The organism is Cytophagales bacterium (assembly GCA_033344775.1).
Taxonomy (GTDB): Bacteria; Bacteroidota; Bacteroidia; order Cytophagales; family Cyclobacteriaceae; genus JAWPMT01.
The window spans coordinates 2073919-2089836 of sequence record JAWPMT010000004.1; the positions used below are offsets into that span (position 1 = coordinate 2073919).

Here is a 15918-nt window from a genome sequence, read left to right on the forward strand (position 1 = left end):
AATAATTTTAGAGTTCCGAATATCAGGGTAGGATTATCTCATATTCTCTTCAATAATCCAATTACCCATTTCCAATCGTTTTCCTATTTTCCTTGCTCATTGAGGAAAGCAATTTATTGATCATTTCATAGGTTTCACATACCTACTTTACGGTATATTTTGTTCGGGGGAATGCGCTATTCAAAGAACCATCACTTTCCTTTGGGAAACGAGAAGAGATAAAACAGTATTACTTGGTCTGGGGTACAATGAGGGAGTTTTGCTTGTTGCTTGATTCAGTTCATCATCCCCTGAAAAAACAAAAAGGCACCCTGAAGTGCCTTTTCTTATTTATTCACCTGGCTCTCACTTCAAAGTAAAGTTTACTTTCAGGAACATGAATCTACCCGTGTACCCAAACTGTGAGGTTCTTCTGGAATACACAAATTGATCCCCGGAAGTACTGGCTTCCCGATTCTCGTCAGGATAAATATCAAATAGATTGTTCACCCCGATCGTTGCACTCAACACATCGGAAAAACCATATCGGAAAGAAAGGTCCGTAACCAATTTTCCACCATACTCGACTAAAGCATCATCGGCATGAGAATCAGGATCAATTACCGATCCGTAATAAACGTTTCTCAGCAAGCCAGTCACTTTATTCATCGTATAGATGTTGGTCAGGGAAACTTTGGTCCTGGGCTGCGCTCTTTCCAGAAATAACCGATCTCTCGCCCCAAAGAAAGTGCTCTCTTGCCCAGCCAATAAAGGTGTCGTATTGATGTCTCCTACTTGCTCTGTTTTCGAGAAAGTGGCTGCAAAATCATTTTTCAATGTTGCGTTCCCAAATTCCGATACCTGCGACAGTGTAATGTCCAGTCCTTGTGACTTGGTATCAATCGCATTGGTCAGGAACTGCGCTGAGGTAGAACCTGCTGCCTCAAAAATCTGCTGTAACTCAGGGTCATCACCTGCACTGAAGCTCCCTGAGATTACGATGCGATCTTCGATATCAATCTGATAAGCATCCACGGTCAACGTGAGCCCTGCGCCAGGTAAAGAAGCCACCAAACCGACACTGGAACTGGTAGAAGTTTCCTCCTTCAAATTTGGAATCCCGAGCAATTGTGCGGCCCTGCTGTCATTCGAAAAAGTTCCGATTTCGTTCGGCTCTCCATTCACAAAGACTGTGCTGCTTCGGCTGAAGAACTTCTGATGCAAGGAAGGGGCTCTAAAACCTGTGGATTGAGCACCTCTGATCGCCAGGTTTTCTGAGAATTGATATCGACCTGCAATTTTGTAATTGAACGTCTCTCCGAAATCAGAATAAGATTCGAAACGCGTGGCGAAAGATAAGATCAAGGCTTCGGTAACATCTGCTTCAAAATCGAAGTAGCCAGCGATACTGTTCCGAAATTGATTGACTTCATTCTGAGGAGTAAAGCCACGATAAACTTGTGAGCCACCACCTAGAGTCGCTCCGGTAAAATTATTTCTCACCAACAAAGCATCATCTGTGGCGGCATTGATGATGTTGCCATTCACATCGTAGTTCGCCCAGGAAGCTTCCTCTCCGGCAGTAACCTGGAAGTTTTCTACCCGATACTCTGCCCCGAAAGCCACATTGAATCCTTCAAGGATGCTATCATGGTATTTAGAAACGTCCAGATTTGTAGTATTCTGACTGAAGCCAAATCCCCCAGCCCTAAAGTCTCTTGGTGTCGCAACCCCCAGGGTTCCATTGCTGGAATTCACGACGGTAATATCAAAAGTGTTGCTGCCAAACGTATTGGAAAAGTCGACTTTCCAATCATTGATTTTACTCTTGATCCCGACGGACACAGACTGATCTAACACATCCGATTGAATACCTGGTAAGAACCCATTCGGGAACGCCGGAGTATTGGCTCGTCCATCTCCCTGTGCTGGTCTACGATAAAACCCTGAAGCCAATCCCTGGCGATAGCCGATTCCCCCGAAAGCATAGAATTCTGTTCCATTGTCACCAATGGGAAGCGACATGTTCGCAAAGGCTTTTCCTTCACGCAACTGCGCTGTACCAATTTTGAATCTGAAATCTTCTCGGGTCAGGCCACGGGCAGCAAGCTCCGCTTCATCTACATCCGTACCCAACAATTCACGCAACCGCGTTACATCATCTGCATTGGCCACATCCAAACCGGCAATCTCAGTAAGCACATCAGCCCCCAGATAACTCAAACCACTTGCGGCCGATTGATAATCAGCCAATGTCATATCAGCTACTGTCCCACCTGAAGCCGCAAATAGTCGCTCCGCTCCATGAAATCCCTGAAAAATATCTCCCTGATAATCTCTGTTTCTCAAAGCAGGAGTCCGGGTGCCGAGTGATCCTGTAAAGTTGATAAAGCCGTCTCCAAGTGGAATGCCGTAATTGGCATCAATCTGGATCTTTTCTCCATCAACTCCTCCGTCAAATTGGTTGCTATTCGAACTAAAATTCGCTCCGGTAGTTACCGTAAGGTCCAGCTGATCCGTGGCGTCTTTCAAAATAATGTTAATGACTCCCGCTATCGCGTCTGATCCATATTGAGCAGCAGCACCATCACGCAATACTTCAATTCTTTTGATCGCCGCTGTAGGCAAAGAATTCATGTCCGTACCCACGCTACCTCTACCCACAGTTCCGTTCACGTTCAACAAGGAACTGACATGTCGGCGCTTACCATTGATCAGCACCAAGACCTGATCAGGTCCTAATCCACGCAATGAAGCAGGATCCAGGTGGTCTGTACCGTCTGATACGGTTTGGGTCTGTGATGTGAAAGAAGGTGCTACCACATTCAGAATTTCCGTGATGGAGATTTGCCCACCGGGAGCTACGATTTCTTCCATATCAATCACGTCGATCGGAACAGGCGTATCTGTCACAGATCGATTCTCATTCCTACTACCTGTTACGGTGATGCTCTCCAATTGATTGAGGTCTTCCACCAGTACGACCTCATACGAAGTGGCCGCACCCACGGTAATGTTTTGCGACTGGAAACCTACATAACTGACCACCAATACGGCTCCTTGCTCGGCATCAATACGCGCTATGCCATTGAAATCACTTACGGCACCGCTACTCGTTCCTCGAATGACCACAGTCACACCGATCAAAGGCTCTCCACTTTCATCCGTTACTTTCACCTGAATAGGAGCCATTTCTACCACTTCTATCGGTGTAGAATTGGTTACTTCTGGAAGTTTATTGACATTGATGTGCTGCCCGATCTGGCGAAATTTTAACTTCCCTTTTTTAGAGAAATCAGTTAAGATCTGGCCCAGGGAAACATCCTTGTACTTATTGGTCAATTTTATGGCCTTTACATCGGACTTAGAATAATTAAAAGTAAAATCAGTCTTGGCCTCTATTTCTTCGAACGCTTTGGTCAATGGTTCGTCATTCAATTCCAAATCCAGCGTGACATCCCAGATGCTTTGTGCAGCACCCGCTATGGATAATTGGCTTGAAAATAGCATCCCGATGAGGATGAGACAGCTCATCTTCGAGATCATCAACTTGTACATATTTTTCATAGGTTAGAATTTTAGGAGGAGCTGGCCTCAATTTTCAAAAATGATCTTGACTTTCTTCTCATGAATGAAGTAGTCAAAACCGAGTGTGAAAGACATGTTCTCCAGTATGGTTTCCAGGCTTTTGTTGTCGAACCGGCCGGTATATTGCTTGACAACCCCTGTGTTTTCAATGCTGAAATCAACATTGTACCATCGGGAGAGCTTCTCTATCACGCGTTCAAAATGATCATCATTAAAGGCGATGATGCCTTTAGTCCATAAAAAATCCTCAAACCCGGTGTACTCACTTCGGCTGACCGTTCTTGCCTCCAGGTCGAACTGAACTGCCTGGCCGGGTTTTAGGAAATAATTTTCTTGTTCATTGACTTGATGTACTGCCACCTTACCGGTAGCCAGGGAAACCTTGCATTGATTTCCTCTGCCATTGATATTGAATGACGTGCCCAATGCCGTGGTGGAAACGCCATTGGCAATGACGGTGAAGGGGCGTGACTTGTCCTTCGCCACTTCGAAAAAGGCTTCTCCTTCCAGATGGATCACCCGGCTGGAATCGGTAAAATATTGTGGGTAAGAAATTTTACTTTCGGAATTCAACATGACCTTCGATCCATCACGCAGATGCACCGTGGACTTCAGGCCTTTCGTTGTTTCTTTGATCATCATGGGCACCTTAGCCACTGCTTCCTTCGACGAATCTTCCAGCAGTAGAAATTGCACGCCAAAGGCAAGCAACAAGACGATACTTGCTGCAATTCCCATTGTGGCGCGCAATCGGGTCCATCTGAAAACTTCTTCTTGTTTGGTCTGCTTGATATGATCCTGAAGATTGCTCTCAACACGTTCAAACACTTCTCGATCTGAAACTACGTCCTCTTCCTCCCAGGCTTGCTCCATCATTTGGCTCAACTGTCGCTCCCCGGTTTCCGAAGCAAGGTATGCTTCAACCGCTGGCATCTCTCCTTCTGCAAGTTTGCCTGACAAATAAGCTTTGATCGTTTCTTCGTTCACTTTCACGTTATTGGTACTAGTGTATTGGTTTCCCGAATCGTCTTTACTCATATTGATCGGGAATTAATTCTTTTTTGATTTCAACTGCAGTGACTCCCGCAGCTCTTTGGTCGCCCGGAAGAGTTGATTTTCCACCGTCCTTTTCGACAGTCCCAAGCGAGCAGCGATTTCATCGTTACTTAGGCCATTTTCTTTACTGAGCATGAAAATTTGCTGCTGCCTTTTGGGCAATTTTTCAATTTGCTCGCGCGCTTCGGAGATCATTTCTTTGAAAATGACATAGTCTTCTGTCTCCGTGGAGGAAACAGCGGTCATCTGCCGTACATCTGATTCATGATCTGTTCGAGAACTATTTTTTCGAATAGTCGCGATAACTTTTCTTCGAGCGATGGTAAAAACAAGGGCATTGAAGGACAAATCTGTCTGGATCGACTTGCGTTGGTCCCAAATGGCAATGAATACTTCCTGCAATACACCTTCAGCGTCCTCCCGGCTCAATCCCATTTTCAGTGCTAGTCCAAATATCCGGGCATTGTAAGCTTCGAACACAATCTTAAAAGCCCAGTCCATTCCTGACTGGAGGGCTTTGATTACGTCTTTACTTACAACAGAAGATTGCATAGTTAGAATTTACAACTTTCAATGGACTATCTGATAGTCTCCTATAGCATATTCGTTTGCCACGAAGGATTTACTCATTGAGGCGGTGATTTTTTATTCTGGTCGGAAAAATTCGTCCTTTCGCTGGAAAAGATTTTGAAGTGACTTCAAAAAGACCCCTAGCCCCTCTAGGGGAAAACATACGCCCCTTTAGGAGATTAAGGGGTAAATGATTTGAAGTAATCGTTTTCAGGCAAAACCTTTTCTCCACCCCCCTTTATCTTCTTTGCAAAAAGAATAACTCCTCAATTCTCTAGTTTTGCGGTATGAAAATCGGCACTTACAATCAGTTGGAAGTTCTCAGAGACACCTCGGTGGGCTTATTTCTTGGCGATGAATCCGGAAATGAGGTATTACTCCCTAATAAGTATGTGCCGGCCAATGCAAAAATTGGTAAGACGCTGGATGTTTTTGTCTACATGGATTCGGAAGACCGGCCCATCGCTACTACGCTAAGACCCTTCATTCAACTGGGAGAGTTCGCTTGCCTAAGGGTGAAAGATGTCTCTGGTGTAGGCGCCTTTCTGGATTGGGGACTGGAAAAAGACTTACTCGTTCCTTTTCGTGAGCAGAAAGACAAAATGAGGGTTGGCAAGTCCTACATTGTTTACTTACGACTCGACGAAGTGACTCAAAGACTGGTGGCCACGGCCAAGCTTCACAAGGTATTTGACAAAGCAACCAACGCCCTGGAAGAAGGTCAGGAAGTGGACCTGATCATCGGCGAGGGTACAGAGATCGGCATAGAAGTCGTGATCAATCACCGGTACCGGGGAATGTTGTATCGCAATGAGATCTTTCAGGATGTGATGTTTGGAGACCCGATCAAAGGCTTCATCAAACAAGTACGAGAAGACGGCAAAATCGATGTAAGCCTACGCAAGACGGGCATGGATAATCTCGAAGAAGGTGCTCAAAAAATATTGGACGAACTAAAAGCCAATGATGGCTATCTACCCCTCCACGACAAAAGTGACCCTGAAGACATCCAATTCCAGCTGGAAATGAGCAAAAAGAACTTTAAACGCTCTTTGGGGACCTTGTACAAGAAGAAGCTTGTCGTACTGGAAAAGGATGGAGTGAGGTTGAAGTAAAGGAGTTTGCACCCATAAACTTTTATTCAGCCCTGTTGATTAACTTCGGCAATACAAAATGACTCCCTATGAAGGAACTATTCATAGAAAAGTTCAAATCCAGGAACAAAGAAGAGCTTCTCTCCATTCTCCATAATCCCTCAGACTACCAACCTGGCGCCGTAGAAGCAGCTAGAGAACTACTGTTGCAGCTTCATGATGTGGGCCCTGAATCACTCATTACAGCAACTCCTGAAGCTGAACCTACAAAAAATCATCGAAGTAACCACCGCAAAATCGCCTACTTCAGAACCTTCTCTTCCAGAGAAATTTGGTCCTCACTCAGTACAGCGGCATTATTCATTCTGATGTTAGGGCTAAGCAGAACAATGTTTGAGGGCATAATTGCTGAATGGCTGCTTGCCATTATTGGCTTTTTACTTTTGTTGTCCAGCAATATCATTAATCACATTTTTTACCAAAAAGAGCATGGAAGGAGAAATCCTTTTTGGAGTGGTTTTATACAATTCACCATCACTGCCACCTGGGTCTATCTCTTTCTAATTATTAGAAATTTTCTTTCACCAACTGGCAACCTGGAGTTGAAATACCTCCCTGCTTCCTACCTGATTATGCTTCTCCTGGCTTTCTTCATTGAAGCCTTTACACAATTCATCAGATACCTCTCAACTGTGTTGAAATGGCGAACCTGGTAAAAACGAAAAAATCAATCTTCTTCGGATCCGTTGCTGTCATTATTGCCCTGATGTTATCGAACCTATCCTGGCTCAAAACGGAAATCATCAAAAAATGGGATGCGACCGATCAATTGGTATGGTCCGATTTTAATGGAGACATTCCCTGGGGAACGGCCTATGACGCAGGGATTTCCAGTAAGGTTTATGCCATCCCTGATTCCTCCGGAGCATATGAAATCTATGCGGGGCAGAACAACCTCCAATCCTGGACCAAACATAAAAGAGGCTCGGAAGATCTACTGAGGCACGAACAGTACCATTTTAATATCACCGAGCTCCATGCCAGAATGCTTAGGCAGCTTGTAGCCACCGATAGCGCAGAAGAATTGGATTTCGATTCACTAAAATTCATCGTAGACACAAGCCTTGACAAGATGCAAGACCGCTATGATCAGGAATCCAACCACAGCCTCATTAGAGCTTACCAACACTTATGGGAGTATCAAGTAGATTCCATGCTATCGGCTCATGAAGTGCATCAAGGATATTATGATGACCGCCTCGGTGGAGCAAAAGTGTGGTTCCCCAGCCAGCCTTTACATGAAGAAGAAAGAAACGAAACTTTTTTGAGTGATTGTTATACTTCATCAGCTTATTGGGCAGACCTTAGTTTCTGCGTCTACCATGACATGGATTTTCCTAACAGTAGCTTTACTGAAGACTGGGAAACATATCTGCTAGAAGAAGCGATGAAAATTCAAGAGTTTTCACACTCGAAAGCACGATCTTACGAAAAGCTGGACATGATCTATGATGATACGGTTAATCAATGGCATTATCAGCATAAGGTTTATTTTATTCCCCCTTACGAATACCGGATGCGAACCGCCATTCCTATGAATGATCCGAACAGTCAGGTCTATCAGCACATGAGCGCCGCCTTTTTGAATAACTTCAGTTTTGAGGATCAGGAACACTTTTGGCTGGATATCAGCAGAGAAAAATATCCTGCAGTGGTTGAAAAAGAGCTTGGTGAACCCATAGAAACAGACAGCTTATTGCAGGATTACCTAAGTGTACTTCCTTACAGTGATTATTCCATCGCTTATCACCGCCCTATCAAAGACGGCAGTCAATTAATCATTCCATTCAAAATCGTGAGGCATCCAATAGATGACGTGTCAGAAATCCTGTACATGATCAATGAAAATCGAACCTTTTCACAAGCACCCGACTCTCCCTATCAGGTCCTAAAAATAGATATAGACTTGTTGCAAGCAGGTGAAAACAAAATCCAGTTTGGTTACACGACTTTGAGCGACAGCCTTACCAATAGACATCACTTTTATAGTTCGATTGTGACATTGGCGAAATAAGACTCTTTTCATATCATAGTCTAAAGTCAACAATTAGCAACATTCCATCATTTCTTCTGTTTTGCAGAACAAACAATTTACATTTACGTATCATTAGTTCTGGTTTGCAGAAGTAATAAACCTAAAAGCCTTATGAAAGGAACATATCTCGGAGAATTTGAAGAATTGATCCTCCTGCTGGTAGGCATCATGGGTGAAGAAGCCTATGGACTGGCCATCGTTGGGGAATTGAAGCAGCAAGTGAACAGAACGGCCACTATCGGTGCTGTGCATTCCGCACTTAGCCGGTTGGAAGAAAAGGGGCTTTTGATCTCCAAACTATCCGGGGCCACCAAAGAGCGTGGTGGCAGAAGGAAACGCATCTTTGAAGTAACTGCTGCTGGCAAAAATGCCCTGGAAATCTCCCGAGATGCTCGAGCTAACCTTTGGACACAATACGAACTAAAAACCATCTAAGCCATGGAACCGACTCCTCCAAAAATGGCTGACTGGTTCCTGGACCGGATCTGCAAAGACCATTTACTCGAAGAGATCATGGGCGATCTCCTGCAACAATATTATATGGAAATAGAAGCTCGCGGCAAGTTCCGGGCCACCCTGAACTATTGGTTTCAGGCCTTCCATTTCATCCGCCCATTTGCATTAAAGAAAAGTCAAAACTCAAATCATATCATCATGCTCAGGTACAACCTTCTGCTCGCGCTGAGAAATCTCAGCAAGCAGAAATTCTACTCTATCATCAACATTTCAGGCCTTGCTCTGGCGGCCGTGGCTTGCTTACTCATCAGTATTTTCATCGTGGATGAGCTGAACTACGACAAGCACTTCCCTAATCACGAAAATATCTACCGTGTCAATAGCCATATTTTCTTCAATGACATGGACATGAAGTTTGCCACCTCACCAGCACCCATGAAAGACATGCTCAAAAAGGATTTCCCTGAAGTGGCCGTGAGTGGGCGATTACGAGATGCAGGGCCAATCTTACTGGAGAAAGGCGATCAATTCCTGGAGCAGGAAGACGTAGCCTGGGCCGACCCGGAGATATTGGATATTTTCCAACTGGAATTCATCTATGGTGGCGATAAAAACACCCTGGTTGAAGCGGAATCCATGATTCTTTCCGAAAGTGCTGCCAGGAAATTTTTTGGGGAGGAAAACCCGGTAGGTCAAACCATAAGATCTACAAGCGATCAGCTCTTCCGAATTGACGGAGTATACAAGGACATTCCCTACAATTCGCATTTTCACTTCCATGTATTCAAGTCCATGGAAGGGCTGGAGCACAGCAAGAACCAGATTTGGTTGTCTAACAATTACAAGAATTATGTGCTGCTGGAAGACCAGACCAATGTCAGTGAATTCAATCAGAAACTACCAGAAGCGCTAAAGGTTTATATCGGTCCGAGGCTGCAACAAATGGCTGGTATTTCTTACGACGATTTTACTGCGGGCGGAGGTTTCATGCGTTACGAAATGGTCCCCATGACCAGTATCCATCTACATTCTCATCGACAGTTTGAGATTGAGCCCAACAGCAGTATCGATAACATCTACATCTTCATCGCTGTAGGTGTCATGATCCTATTGCTGGCAGCGTTCAACTTCATGAACCTCTCCACCGCCCGATCTGCCAACAGAGCCAAAGAAGTAGGGATCCGAAAGGTCATGGGGTCATTGAAAAGAAGCCTGATGGGTCAGTTCCTGACGGAATCAATCGTGATCAGCTTGTTCGGATTCGCCATTGCTGTAGGTGTGGTTTACCTAAGCCTACCCTTTCTCAATGATTTTACTGACAAGGAAATCATCAATCCATTTTTTGGGGACATGATACTCTGGCCTTATGTACTGTTGGCAAGCTTGCTCATCGGATTGGCCGCTGGTATCTATCCTGCCTTTATCCTCTCCTCTTTTAGCCCCAATAAAGTACTCAAGGGCAGATTGGCTTTAGGAGCCAAAAGCAGCATTTTCAGAAATGTACTGGTGGTATTCCAGTTTTCGATCTCGATCATCATGATCCTGGGCACCAGCATTGTCTACAAGCAATTGCTCTACAACCAGAACAAGAATCTGGGTTATGACCGTAACAAGGTGATGATCCTGGAAAATACCTACACCATGGGTACAGGTATCGAAGCGTTCATTAACTCCCTGAAAGCAGATCCGGACATTTCGAATGTGACAACCTCGTATTTTCTTCCTACAAGAGATACGCGATCAGACCACACGTTCAATCGAGAAGAAGATAATACGGCAGAAAATGCAGTGAACATGCAGACCTGGCGAATCGATGATCAGTATATCCCCACGCTTGGCATGAAGGTGATTGACGGGCGGAATTTCGACCGGAATTTTGCCGGTGACAGTGCTGCAGTGATCCTGAACCAGACGGCTGTAGAAATATTTGGAATGGGTGATGATCCGGTCGGGAAAAAGATCAAATATGTAGGAGACCAAAACAAACTGCAGGTCGTTGGTGTGGTGGAAGATTTCTACTTTGACACCTTCAAGCAAAAGGTACGACCACTGATTTTTTTCATGAATGGGGAAACCACTTCCATCGCCCTAAAATACATTTCAGACAATCCTATCGCCTTGGTTGATCGGATCGAGCAAGTGTGGAACGAACACAATGCAGGTCAGCCATTTGAATTCACGTTCATGGATCAGGAGTTCAATGCCAACTTCAATGAAGACCGCAAGCTGGGCACCATTCTAGGCTTCTTTGCCGTACTGGCCATTGTCATTGCATGTTTAGGACTGTTCGCACTAGCTGCCTACACGGCACAGCAGCGCCGCAAGGAAATCAGCATCCGAAAGGTCCTGGGTGCGAGTATCTCCGGGATCATGGGCTTGTTGTTTTCCAGCTTCTCCAAGCTGCTGGGCATATCCGCTTTGATCTCACTTCCGGTAGGGTATTATCTGATCGATCAGTGGCTTTCCAATTTTGCGTACCGCACTAACATCGGCGCAGTGGTCTTCATTGCCGCGGGCTTGATTGTTTTTGTGATCGCGTGGGTCACCGTTGGCACCCAAACCCTGAGAGCCGCCAAATCCAACCCTGCTGAGATTTTGCACAACGAGTAAGTTCTCTTGCCACGGAAGCCTTCAAAACACCGATATTCCCTACGTGGGCCGCCCTCTTTCAAAAGAGGGTGAAGGGAGATTTAGTAAGAAATCTGTTTTGAAGGCTTTCTACCCGCACCCCTAGCCAAAGTTTGTGTCCTCACAAACTTTTTTAATTCCCATCCAATCAATGTATTTTTCTAAATGAATTCAATCAAATATCATGTCAGGAGGAGATTGGAAAGAAATGCTGGTTGCTGTCCAGAACGGCGATTTTGATTTGGTCAAATACCACATCGAAGCGGGTGTCGATCCCAACTACGAACATCCCGAACTAATGACCACTGCCCTGATCGAAAGCATCGAATACGATCGCCTGGAGATCGCCAGGTACTTACTCGACCATGGAGCAGACCCAAAACAAAACGCCTGGCTCAGCTCCGATAATCCACTCAAAGTAGCCAAAAGCCAGGGTAAAAAGGAGTTCGTAAAGTTGATGAAAGGCTATCTACCGAAGAAGAAGTTTTTCTGGATTAAGTAACCCCTATCAGCGGTTTGGAACCCTGATGTGGTTGCATTTGCTTAGAAATGTATTCTTAGTGGCTTTAAATATCATCTAACATCAATGTCGCAACTGGAGATTTAGTTAAGGACGTAAATTCTCACGTGCTTGTCACCCACATAAATAATTTTCCCCAGAGGCAATAAGAAAACCTAGTAACGTTTGGTTTACATCATTTGCTATTTTCCTATTCAACTTGTTTTATCAACTGATTCAATCGCTGCTCTTCAGGAGACCATTCCAATATATATCTCGGATAATCTCTACGAACTGAATCATATTCGGGTCCTCTTTCCCAAGGCTCCAATAGACGTCCATATCGATCCATCGCAGATTTATTTCTTAATCGATCCACCTGGTAACAAATCAGGTCCAGATATTCGATGTATCTCCCATAGCTTATTTCTTCTTCGGCATCGAAGACAATTACGTAATCAGGCGTATACTTTTTTATAAATCCATAGACTTTTTCCTTAAGTACTGATGGTTCAATTTCCTGACTGTTGAGCAAAACCCGGTCTGGGGTTAATTGAATTTCAATTCGATTGTACTGTTTTAGTACGTCATTCCTATACATCAAAGACTCACCGAGTTTAAACCGCTTCCCTGCCATATCAGCTCGCTCCATTGAGTCCAAAAAGCTTTCAAATTCCGGATAATATTTAGGATAAAGTAGCTTATGAATTCCTGACTGCCTGAACCCCGGATAATCCGCCGGGTATCTTGAAAACTTTCTGCCCGTCGAATAAATGAAGTTGTTTATATCCGCTTTTCTAAGTTCTTGGATGATCGGGTTTATTTGCTTCATCGGAATACGCTCGTCTATGTGCAGATTTGCTACTACTCGTCCAACTCCCCACATTGACAATGCTCTTTTTTCTAAGGAGATTGCTGCTGGGATATTTTGAATATTCACACGATGATCGATATCACCAAAATAAATGACCACTTGGCTTGCTACCGAATCTCTTACCAAATAAATATTGAAAATACGGTGCCTGGATAGGTAATCATCTTGATGACTCAGGGTGACAGGTCTTTTTAAGTCATGAACATATTCGATGGACCTGGAAAGGAAAGACTTATTGACTTCTTCGAAATGGATGAAATTCTTAAACGTCATGCCAATACTCATTACGAGAAAAATAACCGTGATTTTGAGCAACCATTTTACTTTTCCCACACCAATGATCCGACGTACTTCAGGCCAGGAAGCATAGAACATTACTATTGGAAGCAACAGTAATATGATCCCAAATTCCTGAAGGACATCAAGTTCATATTGCATGGCATAGGACAGGTACCAAATACCCATCAGGCTACCCACTTTACCAAACCACAACAGGAAAGACCAGGTCCAAAAACCTTCGCTATTCAATGCTCGCCTTGACAAGGTCTTAACTCGCCGGTTGGAAGTATAAGTCACTGACTGAAGGATCAACCTAAGTGCAACAGCATAACCGAGCGCCGATGAAATGCCCGCAAGAAAAAGGTTGTGATAATAATGTTCCTCCGGGCTTAAAATCAGGAAAGCCTTATCTCCCATTTCGTTTGTGAATATTCGAAATGCCTCACGGAACATCTGAAAGAATGCATAAAAGATATATGCGGTAATCATCCAGATCAGCAATCCAATTATTTGATTGGGTAGATTGAATGAATGTTTGTTGTTAAGGTAGCCTTTGTTGATTGTCATTTATAAATTATACGAGAATCGAGCAGATTGGCTACGTTCAATCTGGTGCGGTGACCATTTTACCCTGACTTACTTAGAACAACTCAACCACCATATCCGAAGCTCCACCAACATTTTCTGATAACTCACCAGATGCCGATTGTAGTTCTTTCACGAAGTGCTATCTTGTCAACACAAGCATTGATATATGAACCGAACCTTGCAAACCAAACTGACCCAACTCGAAAGTGAAACCAAAGCTCTTTTTGATAGCATCGAAGGATTGTCGGAAGAACAGTTGCACGATCAATCGTATGGTTGGTCGGTCATTCAGGTGCTTTCACATCTCCACGTAGCAGAGGCAGGAACGGTGATTTACATGACCAAAAAAATGCAGGCTGGAGACAAAATGCCGAACTTTAAAATGGGAGGCAAACTGCGTATGGCACTCACAAGAACGATGCTCAGAAGCTCGCTTCGCTGGAAGGCTCCCAAGCCCGTCTCAAACCCGAAAAGTGATTACTCATTAGATGAGATGAAAAAACAATGGGAAAAGAGCCGGCAAAAGACCGTTGCTTTTGTGGAGACTTATCCTGAAAAGTATTTAAGCAAAGCGGTCTTCAAACACCCTATGGCTGGCAGGATCGATCTGGCTAGCGCCCTGGATTCTATCTCCTATCACCAACGACATCACCTGCATCAGATTACGAGGATCAAGAAAGCGATTGGAAGTAACTAACTACTGGATCCATCAAACCTCATACATCTCAATGGGCAAGTCATCTGGGTCGAAGAAAAAGATGAACTTCTTACCCGTATATTCATCCACACGAATGGGCTCGGGCTCGATACTTTTTGAATACAAATAATCAACGGCTGCTTCAATATTGGCTACTCCAAAACAAATGTGTCTTAGTCCGGTTGCTTCAGGTCTGGTCGGTCTTTGGGGTGGATTGGGGAATGAAAAGAGTTCTATTAGGTATTGCCCATTGAGAGACAGGTCCAATTTATAGGAGTCCCTTTCTTTTCGATACACTTCCCGATCAGTCTGGAAACCAAGTATTTCCGTATAAAACCACTTCGATTGTTCATAATCTGAACAAATGATAGCAATATGATGCAAACGCTCAATTTTCATGGGTATAAAATTAAATTTTTCGTCATTTTCGGCGAATACAAACGATTGCAACATATATTTGGCGGCCCTGAATACTAGATGGTGAATTTTGTTCGTTACTTGGGAAACGCTCACCAATGAACCTAAGGCACCTAATCTTTTGCTCCCTAACAATGCTCCTCATGGCAGCTTGCTCAACCAACGACCAAGACTTGCCAGTTCCTCGACTAATCACCACCGTCTCCGAATATTCTCAACTGGAAGTCGGTAATTACTGGATCTATGACTGGTTCGAAGTACAACCAGACGGATCTGAAACTCCAATGGAACTGCGTGATACCCTGCGGATCGAAGCTGATACTTTGATTGAGGGTCGCACCATGTTCGTACGTGCGGGTACTTTTATGGGTCAGCCCCGACATGAAATCCTCTATGATTCCATTAGTCACTTGCTAACCTACCCGGAAAGACTGCCAATATTCGTTTTTGACAGTAGCCAGGAATTCATCCGCAATTTTGGTCCGGTAGATGCCCCGATTTCCATAGGCACTTACCGCCAGAAGACAGCTGTAGAAACCATCGAGGTACCCGCTGGCGTCTTTGATTGTATCAACTTCCAGGGTACGATTGAATCTCTGGAACTCGACTACCCGCATGGTACCCGCTTCAATAACAACCTCTATGCGCGGGATGTAGGACTGGTACAACTCACAACTCAGTTTTACAGTCAGCCTAGTGACCTGGAAATGCGATTGGTGGATTTTGGGAGGGATTGATCTGGCACTCCCCAAGGCCATCAAGCTAGGCCGAAATTCCTATGTTAAGAAGTCATTCCATGGATGGAATCTTTGAAAATCGGTATGAACATATCTTTTCGAGCAAAGACTCCCCAGGGAGTGACCTTAGCTTGATGGCATTGGGGTATAATGGCAAGGATAAAAAAAATCTTCTAAATCAAGCATAGATAGCTAATGTCTGAATCTCAAGATCGACTCGTAATAGACACGATGTGATTCCTGACCTATTTCTGGGATGACGCTAAACTCCACAACATCCTCTTAATGATCCAAAACTTGGAGTTAGAAATACAATTTTGAACTTTTCCAGAAACTCCTGATCCTTTTTATCGTGTAGCAT

At 44.2% G+C, this 15918-nt stretch carries 13 protein-coding genes; 8 read left to right on the forward strand and 5 right to left on the reverse strand.

All coding sequences use genetic code 11. From position 1 onward, the window contains the following. Nucleotides 1-345: 345 nt before the first annotated feature. From R8G66_17665 to R8G66_17675, 3 genes are read right to left on the reverse strand one after another with little or no spacing between them, the layout of a single operon-like run. Nucleotides 346-3546, reverse strand: coding sequence for a TonB-dependent receptor (locus R8G66_17665; GenBank protein MDW3194206.1), 3201 nt, complete (start codon nt 3544-3546; stop codon nt 346-348). Nucleotides 3547-3573: 27 nt separating this feature from the next. Further along, complete coding sequence (locus R8G66_17670; protein ID MDW3194207.1) at nt 3574-4605, reverse strand: FecR domain-containing protein; 1032 nt, start codon at nt 4603-4605, stop codon at nt 3574-3576. Nucleotides 4606-4617: 12 nt separating this feature from the next. Further along, the gene (locus R8G66_17675) at nt 4618-5175 is read right to left on the reverse strand and encodes an RNA polymerase sigma-70 factor (protein ID MDW3194208.1); all 558 of its coding nucleotides are present in this window, start codon (nt 5173-5175) and stop codon (nt 4618-4620) included. A gap of 305 nt (nt 5176-5480) precedes the next feature. Here R8G66_17675 and R8G66_17680 point away from each other — a divergent pair, with 305 nt between their 5' ends. The 6 genes from R8G66_17680 (at nt 5481) to R8G66_17705 (ending at nt 11968) form a co-directional block, all read left to right on the forward strand. Continuing rightward, nucleotides 5481-6308, forward strand: coding sequence for a S1-like domain-containing RNA-binding protein (locus tag R8G66_17680; protein MDW3194209.1), 828 nt, complete (start codon nt 5481-5483; stop codon nt 6306-6308). Between the two features lie 68 nt (nt 6309-6376). Beyond that, nucleotides 6377-7003 (forward strand): hypothetical protein, encoded by a 627-nt coding sequence (locus tag R8G66_17685; GenBank protein ID MDW3194210.1) that lies wholly within the window; start codon nt 6377-6379, stop codon nt 7001-7003. After that, nucleotides 6988-8361 (forward strand): hypothetical protein, encoded by a 1374-nt coding sequence (locus tag R8G66_17690; GenBank protein ID MDW3194211.1) that lies wholly within the window; start codon nt 6988-6990, stop codon nt 8359-8361. The genes R8G66_17685 and R8G66_17690 overlap by 16 nt, the downstream gene beginning before the upstream one ends. A gap of 132 nt (nt 8362-8493) precedes the next feature. Then, complete coding sequence (locus R8G66_17695) at nt 8494-8817, forward strand: helix-turn-helix transcriptional regulator (protein MDW3194212.1); 324 nt, start codon at nt 8494-8496, stop codon at nt 8815-8817. A gap of 3 nt (nt 8818-8820) precedes the next feature. Continuing rightward, complete coding sequence (locus R8G66_17700; GenBank protein ID MDW3194213.1) at nt 8821-11448, forward strand: FtsX-like permease family protein; 2628 nt, start codon at nt 8821-8823, stop codon at nt 11446-11448. A 202-nt stretch (nt 11449-11650) separates the two neighbouring features. Further along, nucleotides 11651-11968 (forward strand): ankyrin repeat domain-containing protein, encoded by a 318-nt coding sequence (locus R8G66_17705; GenBank protein ID MDW3194214.1) that lies wholly within the window; start codon nt 11651-11653, stop codon nt 11966-11968. Between the two features lie 208 nt (nt 11969-12176). On the opposite strand, the gene R8G66_17710 is transcribed toward R8G66_17705, so the two are convergent. Further along, nucleotides 12177-13685 (reverse strand): hypothetical protein, encoded by a 1509-nt coding sequence (locus tag R8G66_17710; GenBank protein ID MDW3194215.1) that lies wholly within the window; start codon nt 13683-13685, stop codon nt 12177-12179. A gap of 187 nt (nt 13686-13872) precedes the next feature. Here R8G66_17710 and R8G66_17715 point away from each other — a divergent pair, with 187 nt between their 5' ends. Next, entirely contained in the window at nt 13873-14403 is a 531-nt protein-coding gene (locus R8G66_17715; protein ID MDW3194216.1) for a DinB family protein, read from the forward strand. Between the two features lie 12 nt (nt 14404-14415). On the opposite strand, the gene R8G66_17720 is transcribed toward R8G66_17715, so the two are convergent. After that, the gene (locus R8G66_17720) at nt 14416-14802 is read right to left on the reverse strand and encodes a VOC family protein (GenBank protein MDW3194217.1); all 387 of its coding nucleotides are present in this window, start codon (nt 14800-14802) and stop codon (nt 14416-14418) included. Between the two features lie 161 nt (nt 14803-14963). Here R8G66_17720 and R8G66_17725 point away from each other — a divergent pair, with 161 nt between their 5' ends. Next, entirely contained in the window at nt 14964-15557 is a 594-nt protein-coding gene (locus tag R8G66_17725; protein ID MDW3194218.1) for a hypothetical protein, read from the forward strand. Nucleotides 15558-15918: the final 361 nt, after the last annotated feature.

Coding starts and splice junctions, on each gene's coding strand:
- R8G66_17725 (MDW3194218.1), top strand. CDS start 14,964: ATGGCAGCTTGCTCAACCAACGACCAAGACTTGCCAGTTCCTCGACTA.
- R8G66_17680 (MDW3194209.1), top strand. CDS start 5,481: ATGAAAATCGGCACTTACAATCAGTTGGAAGTTCTCAGAGACACCTCG.
- R8G66_17695 (MDW3194212.1), top strand. CDS start 8,494: ATGAAAGGAACATATCTCGGAGAATTTGAAGAATTGATCCTCCTGCTG.
- R8G66_17670 (MDW3194207.1), bottom strand. CDS start 4,605: ATGAGTAAAGACGATTCGGGAAACCAATACACTAGTACCAATAACGTG.
- R8G66_17700 (MDW3194213.1), top strand. CDS start 8,821: ATGGAACCGACTCCTCCAAAAATGGCTGACTGGTTCCTGGACCGGATC.
- R8G66_17685 (MDW3194210.1), top strand. CDS start 6,377: ATGAAGGAACTATTCATAGAAAAGTTCAAATCCAGGAACAAAGAAGAG.
- R8G66_17690 (MDW3194211.1), top strand. CDS start 6,988: ATGGCGAACCTGGTAAAAACGAAAAAATCAATCTTCTTCGGATCCGTT.
- R8G66_17720 (MDW3194217.1), bottom strand. CDS start 14,802: ATGAAAATTGAGCGTTTGCATCATATTGCTATCATTTGTTCAGATTAT.
- R8G66_17705 (MDW3194214.1), top strand. CDS start 11,651: ATGTCAGGAGGAGATTGGAAAGAAATGCTGGTTGCTGTCCAGAACGGC.
- R8G66_17675 (MDW3194208.1), bottom strand. CDS start 5,175: ATGCAATCTTCTGTTGTAAGTAAAGACGTAATCAAAGCCCTCCAGTCA.
- R8G66_17715 (MDW3194216.1), top strand. CDS start 13,873: ATGAACCGAACCTTGCAAACCAAACTGACCCAACTCGAAAGTGAAACC.
- R8G66_17710 (MDW3194215.1), bottom strand. CDS start 13,685: ATGACAATCAACAAAGGCTACCTTAACAACAAACATTCATTCAATCTA.
- R8G66_17665 (MDW3194206.1), bottom strand. CDS start 3,546: ATGAAAAATATGTACAAGTTGATGATCTCGAAGATGAGCTGTCTCATC.